The following is a 7,697-nucleotide window of genomic DNA, read 5'->3' on the forward strand; positions in this document are numbered from 1 at the left end:
TCGTCCACTGTTTCAAATCATCACAAACACGTTTAAACACATAATCATCGATTTTATCGATGAGGCCCATACGTTCTGCCTGAGGAAGAAAATCTGAGGGTGGAATCATTCCACGAACAGGATGATTCCATCTAACTAATGCTTCTGCGTATAAAGCATGATTCAGACTTAAAGAAATAATTGGCTGGTAATAAACGATTAATTCTTGTCTGCTCAAGGCAGACTCTAACTCGTTAATAATAAACGTTCTTGCTTGCCAACTTGCCGCTAATTCAGCGTTATAAAACTTGAAAGCACTGCCACCCATATCTTTTGCTGCATACATCGCTCTGTCAGCATTTTGAATTAACATACCCGGTTCCGCAGCATCATCAGGAAAAAAGGTTACTCCAATACTAGTTGAGAGCCGTAGCGTTTGTCCCTGAATTTCAACTGGTTTTTCTATTTCACTGATCAGACTTTTTGCAACATTAATTGCATGTGCTTTATTTTTAAACTCAGATAGGATGATAGTAAATTCATCGCCACCTAACCGCGCTACGGTATCCATATCTCGAATACAACTCGAAATTCTCAACGCCATTTGCCGAAGTAACTCATCCCCGAATTCGTGCCCTAAGGTATCATTCACATCTTTGAAACGATCTAAATCGAGAAACATCAGACAAATTTTCTCACCCAATCTCTCCGCTCGTTTAATCGCTTGTTGTAAGCGATCCGTAAACAGACGCCGATTCGGTAAATTGGTCAGGGCATCGAAGTTGGCATGTTGTTCAATGATGGCATGTGCTTCTTTCACTTCTGTCATATCAGTAAACACTGCTACCATATTCGTCACGCTCTGGGCCGAATCATAAATAGCAGATACAGATAAATATGTTGGCAATGATTCAGCACTTTTTGTACTGATAATGACCTCCCCTCGCCACATCCCTTTATCTCGCATGACATCCCATAATTCTTGCGTCAATCGTATTGATTGATGTGAAGCGAACTCGCTTATTAAAAAATCGGGATACTGATCGATGACTTCTTCATATGAATAGCCGGTCATATCTGTAAAGGCTTGGTTGACAGCAATGATGTATTTATTAGCATCAGTGATCATCATAGCTTCACTAGTCGAGTTAAAAGCGACGTCTGATAGTCGAAGCTTTTGTTCCGTCACTTTCATCTGTTTGAGTACATCGCGAATGCGTTGTTCTGAAGACTGAGCCCTTTTTGTTGCTTGTGTTAACTCTTGTGTTCGAATGGTGACTTCTTTTGAGATGCGATGAGTTCTCCCAGTTATACTCAAGAATAACAAGGTAAATAATGTCGTTATTAAAAACCCACAAACCAGTGCTAGTGACGCCAGGCTAGTTGAGTAAGTATTCATAAAATAAGTGGTCGGGTAAAACTGCAACTGCATGTGTCGGCCAGCTAATTCAAAATCAACATAATGTTTGATCCGGGACGTTCTCTCCTCACTTTGCTGATAAAAAAAGTCACCACTCTGTATATCAAGCCAATTTATCAAGAACTCCGGTTGTGATGACTGTTTCAAAATATCATCCACAAACTCCTTTACACGAATCACGACATTAACCAAGCCAATCACCTCGTTATTCTCTTTATTAATGCTGAATTTACCCGTTTGAGTTTGATATATGGGGCGATATATCACTAATGCATCGATAAGCTCCTTATCACGAATCATTTTCAGTGGACTTCTGGCAACGGCCTGACCACTTTCTATAGCCTTATCAATCACTTTTTTTGAAACAACGGATGAGTAAGGATTAAATCCACGCGCTATCAGGTTATCTGCTTCAGGCTCTAAGTAGGTGATGGGGAAATAAACAGGATATGCTTTTGACGGACCTAGCGTCTTGTGCGACACGATTTCTTTGATAAAAAAATCTTCGCCAAAATGTTTCTTCTGCTCTTCTTCGTACGCCTGTCGTTCTGAATGCAGTATTCGAGGCAACCACTCAATGACCTGAATATGCTGTTCATTATAGGTGGTCCAATTAACAAAACTCTTAAACTCATCTCGCGTCACTTTGTCCGAGGAGGCAAACAAGCGTGAGACGCCATCTTGAATCAACTCTTCTGTTTTGAGAGCAATTTTAAATACCTCGGCTGCTTCCTGCGTTCTGATTTTGAACTGATCAGCAAGACGTTTATCTTCAAACTGTCGGATATTCCAGACTGTAGCACTGATGATAATCAATGAGAGTAAAACAAGAATACCGATAAACCACCGTCTTGTTTTCCATACTGCCCGTGGTCGCCCAATAAAGCTCAAAACCAGAGACAACATGACATAAGTACCCATAATGTTTCCGATCCACCACATGAGCCAGACCGGCATAAAATTTAATGCTGATGGGTTAAAAACATGTATCACGCCAAGACCAAGTGTGGTGCTAACTAGACATATAATTGGTACCACTAGCAGAAAGAGAAAAATATCCCGATCACGACTTAGTGTAAGTGGAAATCCAATCATTTTTCTGAAAAGGTATTTTCCAACAATCACTTGTAAACAGCTGACTAAGGCAATAACAGCAGAAAAAATAACGTTGTGCGCGATAAGTTCGATTCTGGTCAATACGATTAAGCTGATTATCAATGCCCCGACAAAGATCCCTGGCAAGACGTACATGGCGGGATATGTCAGAAAAAAGGCCAATGCAATACCCGCAGGGAAAAATACCAATGCTGAAAAATGTTCAAATACAGCGAATTGAATGCTCAGCCAACCAGCTATCAGGTAAACCAGGGCAACGAATAAGTTAACAAAGATAGGAGTGAGAAATTTATTTTTCATTTATCCATCATGATCAGCTATAGCGAGAAAGGCCAACAGTGCGTCAACACTATCCTTAATACTACTTCTATCGGCCATCACAATCGTTTCATAAACTTAATTCAAGAGGAGGAAATAACACATCAGCGCATATCATGAATATTAGCGTTCTCCCTTCTACCATGATAAAGACCCTAACTGCTTGTTTGATGTGACGATGTCATGATTAAAAGCAAAATAGGATGGAAAAAACTACAATAAAGACATAGAATGTGTCGCTCTATGGTGGCCTGCATTGGTCTCCTCGCGACGATATGTTGGTGACCCCGTCAGGCCCGGAAGGGAGCAGCGGAGCCTTCGGACTCGGGCGCCGAGATTCGGCTGGTGTGGGTCGCCACCCTAAACATTAAGTTAACCGGGTGTCTAATAACCGATGAGTTATCTGGTTTTAGCCCGTAAGTGGCGACCTAAAACATTTGAACAAGTCGTTGGGCAACAACATGTCTTACGTGCTTTAATCAACGGTCTGGATCAAAATCGACTGCATCACGCCTTTCTGTTTTCTGGTACACGTGGTGTAGGTAAAACAACACTGGCGAGAATCTTCGCCAAATCCCTCAACTGTGAACAAGGCGTCAGCTCTACCCCATGTGGTGAATGCCAGAGCTGTGTCGAAGTAGATAGTGGTCGCTTTGTCGATTTAATTGAGGTCGATGCCGCGTCCAGGACAAAAGTAGATGACACGCGTGAACTCCTCGACAACGTGCAATATGCGCCAAGTCGTGGTCGTTATAAAGTTTACTTAATTGACGAAGTGCACATGTTATCGACCAGTAGTTTTAATGCGCTATTAAAAACACTGGAAGAACCTCCTCCTCACGTTAAATTCTTGTTCGCCACAACAGATCCTCAGAAATTACCTGTCACCATCTTGTCGCGTTGCCTACAATTTAACTTAAGACGTTTGGATATCACTCAGATTAGTGAACATCTGTCGTACATTTTAGGCCAAGAAAATCTCTCATTTGAACATCCCGCTTTAATAGAACTCGCTCGTGCAGCTGATGGCAGCATGCGTGATGCGCTGAGTTTATTAGATCAAGCGATTGCTTTTGGGAACGGAAATGTCACGACTGACGTGGTTTTCCAAATGCTTGGCAGCATCGACCAAGATCAGGTCTATCAATTACTGAGCGCACTTCAACAAGGAGATGCAAAAGCATTACTGCAACTGTCTGGTGATTTAGCAGCACTTGGCCGCGACTTTGAAGTTATTCTTAATGCGATTTTGGATGGTTTACAAAAGATAGCAAGCTATCAACATATTCAAGATTTAGCGTCGGAAGAAAATGATAGCTCCAGTCTAAAAAACTTGGCGAACACTTTTGATGCTGAAACCGTGCAATTACTCTATCAAATTGCTCTGCATGGTAAGCGAGATCTACCATGGGCCGCTGACCCGAAAAGCGGTTTTGATATGACGTTATTACGGATGCTAAGTTTTCAACCTCGGACTGGCGAACCCAACAATGGGAATCCCCCAGCAAAAAAGTCTGACACACTTAGTAAACCGGCCGTCACTGAACCGCCGGTAACAGTCAGCAATGCCAACAGCTCAGACAGCAAAGAACTAAACGCATCTGCCCCGGTATTGAGTCGACATGAACATCATTCAGAGCCGAGTGACTCAACAACCCATTCAGCCTTTTCTTCACAAAAGCCGAAAGCGCCACCAGAAAAGCCGCAGCACAAACCTGAGTTAAACCATGACCAGAATATTCAAAAGATCACTGATACTCAGGTAAACGAAAAACATACAAAAGAAGCTTTAGCTGACTCGCTTCCCAGCGTCGATGAAGAGACTTTAATCAGTGTTGATTTGTCCCCTGCAAACTGGACGCAAATCATTTCAGAACTCAAACTGTCTGCACTAACGCGACAATTAGCCGAAAATAGCGCCTTTATTCGATGTGAAGAACGCACGCTTCAACTATCGTTATCGCCTGAACTTGCTCATTTAGCGACCTCAAAATCAAAAGAACGCCTCGAACAAGCATTACAGCAGAAACTCGATCAGAATGTCAGTGTCATATTTAATCATGATCCCGATAGTTTGCATTCAGGGCCGACAGTAGCGGTTGAAAGAGCTGAACAACTCGCACAAAAACAGCAACAGGCTATTGAATCTATACAGACTGACCCCACTATCGAAGTAATAAAGAACACATTTAATGCTCGTGTAATTGAAAGTACAATAAAACCCTTAGATTAAGTAAAGAGGACATTCCATGAAAGGTGGTTTAGGCAATCTGATGAAACAGGCCCAGCAAATGCAGGCCAATATGGAAAAAGCACAAAAAGAACTGGCTTCTGTCGAAGTCACCGGACAAGCTGGTGGTGGAATGGTCAAAATTACCATGACAGGTAAACATGACATTAAGCGCGTTCAAATTGAAGATGCATTATTTGAAGATGATAAAGAAATGCTGGAAGATTTAATCGCTGCTGCTGTTAATGATGCAAACCGTCAAGTAGAACAAACCACTCAAGAACGTATGTCAGGCATGCTACCTCCTGGCATGAAAATGCCATTTTAGCCTTATAACATGGCAAAACTCGGTCCCAGTATTGATGAGTTGATAAGTGCGCTTCGCTGTTTACCAGGCGTAGGGCCAAAATCAGCACAACGTATGACATTCCATTTGCTTGAGCGTAATCGAGATGGTGGTCAACGTCTTGCTCAGGCGCTTACTCATGCATTAGAAAACGTAAAACATTGTAAACGTTGCAGAATTCTATCTGAAACAGAACTCTGTTCACGATGTGCTGATGAGCGTCGCCAACAAGACATTTTGTGTATTGTAGAAATGCCAAGCGACGTACTTGCTATTGAACAAGCAACCCAATACCAAGGACAATATTTTGTATTATCAGGCCATTTATCGCCGCTGGATGGTATCGGTCCTGACGCATTGGGCATTCCCAAATTGATTGAATGGTTAGATCAAAACACTATCGAAGAAGTTATTTTGGCTACCAACCCTACCGTGGAAGGTGAAGCAACGGCTCATTTTATCGGTGAACTGGCCAGAGCCCGCAATATCAAAGTCAGTCGACTTGCTCATGGTATTCCACTGGGAGGTGAGCTCGAATATGTTGACAGTGGCACCCTTTCTCACGCATTCTCAGGAAGAGAGTCGCTTTGAGGTGATGGCTAGCTTAAAGAGAGCATTTACTTATGGCGCAGGACGAAGTCGCTTTAGAACAATTAAAAACTTTTTCGGGTTTAATTCACCGTCACCCCTTATTTATCAATGATGAATTGGATGTCGCCGGGTATCATTTAAGCTTTTATGATCTTGAAGGACAAAAGTTAAAGGACGATAGTCCCGTTCCTGACTTTGTCCAGTCACTGCCCAACATTGTATTAGATATTAATCATAGCTCTAGTGCGCTGTTATCTATTCCAGAGTCATGGCACCATGCTCTTCTGGATCTACCTAAAATAAATGCCTCTCTAACGCTAGACATTAATACCCAACAGCCACCACCGGCTCATCATCGTGCCATAAATTATGCAAATCGATTGCATAACTCCATGAATGGGCATCAGTACAAGACTTTATTGATTGACCTCGCACAAGAAAATTTACAACAACTGACTGATCAAGAAATTCAAGCATGGCGTGCTCACTATGATGTTTTGTGTGCTATCAATGTTAACAACATCGAACAGTATCACTATTGCAAAGCGCATCACTTAGATTTGCTGGAAGGTGATTTTTATACCATGCCTGATCAAAGTACAGGTCACGAATTAACCCCATCAACGCAAACATTAATGTCATTATTGGTGCGTCTTCAAGACGCTGATGTAGAAGCCGAAGATTTAACTGAGATTATTAACCAAGACATCACGCTCAGTTATAAACTTTTGCGTTTAATCAACTCCGCCTTTTTTGGTTTGCCTAAAAAAGTGGAAAGCACCAAACAAGCGATAGTCATGCTTGGGCTCAATAAAATTAAAACATGGGCAAGTTTATTATGTTTATCAGGTATTGATGATAAGCCGAATGAATTACGTCATGTCGCCATGTTTCGCGGCAGAATGTGTGAGCTACTCGCCAAATACTATAAAGGACATTCAGATATGTTTTTCACCGTCGGTCTTCTGTCGGTTCTGGATGCCATGTTGGATAAACCACTTGTCGATATTGTTGACCCCTTACCATTGACCGCTGAACTTAAAACAGCCTTGATAGATAAACAAGGACCTGCAGGACGAGCTTTAGCAGATACATTGAGTTATGAACAAGCGGATTGGGAAACCATATCCACTTCACCTGTTCCAAGAGAAATATTAGTCAAAACTTACCTAGAATCTATTCATTGGGCAAAACAACTCACTATTCAATTACAAGATTAAGTTATGTCTATCACTTGGTTGGCTGCCGACTCACAAAGTCATTTCCCGCCTGTGGAAAAAGCGACAGATCATGGTTTATTAGCTGCGGGCGGTGATCTGTCTCCAGCAAGATTACTGGATGCCTATCAACGTGGCATTTTTCCCTGGTTTAATAAAAATGACCCGATTTTATGGTGGTGTCCTGATCCACGTATGGTTCTTTTCACAGATGATGTTCATATCAGTAAAAGCCTTAATAAGATATTACGGAAAGGACAGTTTACCGTCACAATGGATCGCGCATTCGAACAGGTCATGAAAGCGTGTTCGGCACCGAGACAGAATCAACCTACTGATCCAGATAACCGGACGTGGATACACAATAATATGATCGAAGCTTATACTGATTTACACCATCAGGGATATGCACATAGTATTGAATGTTGGAAAGATAATGAACTGGTTGGTGGTCTTTATGGTGTTTCTGTAGGCAAAGCA

Annotated in this window: 6 protein-coding genes and 1 other RNA gene; 6 read left to right on the forward strand and 1 reads right to left on the reverse strand. The window is 41.9% G+C overall.

Annotated elements, in window-relative coordinates; genetic code table 11:
* Positions 1 to 2,815: diguanylate cyclase domain-containing protein (locus B4K20_RS07325; protein WP_289282425.1), on the reverse strand; the 2,815-nt coding region annotated here is incomplete at its 3' end.
* Between the two features lie 272 nt (positions 2,816 to 3,087).
* Here B4K20_RS07325 and ffs point away from each other — a divergent pair.
* The 6 genes from ffs to B4K20_RS07355 form a co-directional block, all read left to right on the forward strand.
* An RNA gene (gene ffs, locus B4K20_RS07330) (signal recognition particle sRNA small type) lies at positions 3,088 to 3,184 on the forward strand.
* 43 nt (positions 3,185 to 3,227) lie between these two features.
* On the forward strand, positions 3,228 to 5,066 hold the full coding sequence (dnaX, locus tag B4K20_RS07335; protein WP_289282426.1) for a DNA polymerase III subunit gamma/tau: 1,839 nt from the start codon (positions 3,228 to 3,230) through the stop codon (positions 5,064 to 5,066).
* Between the two features lie 16 nt (positions 5,067 to 5,082).
* On the forward strand, positions 5,083 to 5,391 hold the full coding sequence (locus tag B4K20_RS07340) for a YbaB/EbfC family nucleoid-associated protein (protein ID WP_286305292.1): 309 nt from the start codon (positions 5,083 to 5,085) through the stop codon (positions 5,389 to 5,391).
* A 9-nt stretch (positions 5,392 to 5,400) separates the two neighbouring features.
* Positions 5,401 to 6,000 carry a recombination mediator RecR gene (gene recR / locus B4K20_RS07345; RefSeq protein ID WP_286305293.1) on the forward strand — a complete coding sequence of 200 codons (600 nt, stop codon included), beginning with the start codon at positions 5,401 to 5,403 and terminating at the stop codon, positions 5,998 to 6,000.
* A 32-nt stretch (positions 6,001 to 6,032) separates the two neighbouring features.
* The gene (locus B4K20_RS07350; RefSeq protein ID WP_289282427.1) at positions 6,033 to 7,220 is read left to right on the forward strand and encodes an EAL and HDOD domain-containing protein; all 1,188 of its coding nucleotides are present in this window, start codon (positions 6,033 to 6,035) and stop codon (positions 7,218 to 7,220) included.
* 3 nt (positions 7,221 to 7,223) lie between these two features.
* Positions 7,224 to 7,697 (forward strand): leucyl/phenylalanyl-tRNA--protein transferase (locus B4K20_RS07355; protein ID WP_289282428.1); only part of this gene is annotated, 474 nt, incomplete at its 3' end.

Source organism: Methylophaga sp. UBA5088, assembly GCF_002414625.1.
Classification (GTDB): domain Bacteria; phylum Pseudomonadota; class Gammaproteobacteria; order Nitrosococcales; family Methylophagaceae; genus Methylophaga; species Methylophaga marina.

Bases quoted from the DNA above. Each gene is read 5' to 3' on its own strand.
- B4K20_RS07350 (WP_289282427.1), top strand. From the start codon at position 6,033: ATGGCGCAGGACGAAGTCGCTTTAGAACAATTAAAAACTTTTTCGGGT.
- dnaX (WP_289282426.1), top strand. From the start codon at position 3,228: ATGAGTTATCTGGTTTTAGCCCGTAAGTGGCGACCTAAAACATTTGAA.
- B4K20_RS07340 (WP_286305292.1), top strand. From the start codon at position 5,083: ATGAAAGGTGGTTTAGGCAATCTGATGAAACAGGCCCAGCAAATGCAG.
- recR (WP_286305293.1), top strand. From the start codon at position 5,401: ATGGCAAAACTCGGTCCCAGTATTGATGAGTTGATAAGTGCGCTTCGC.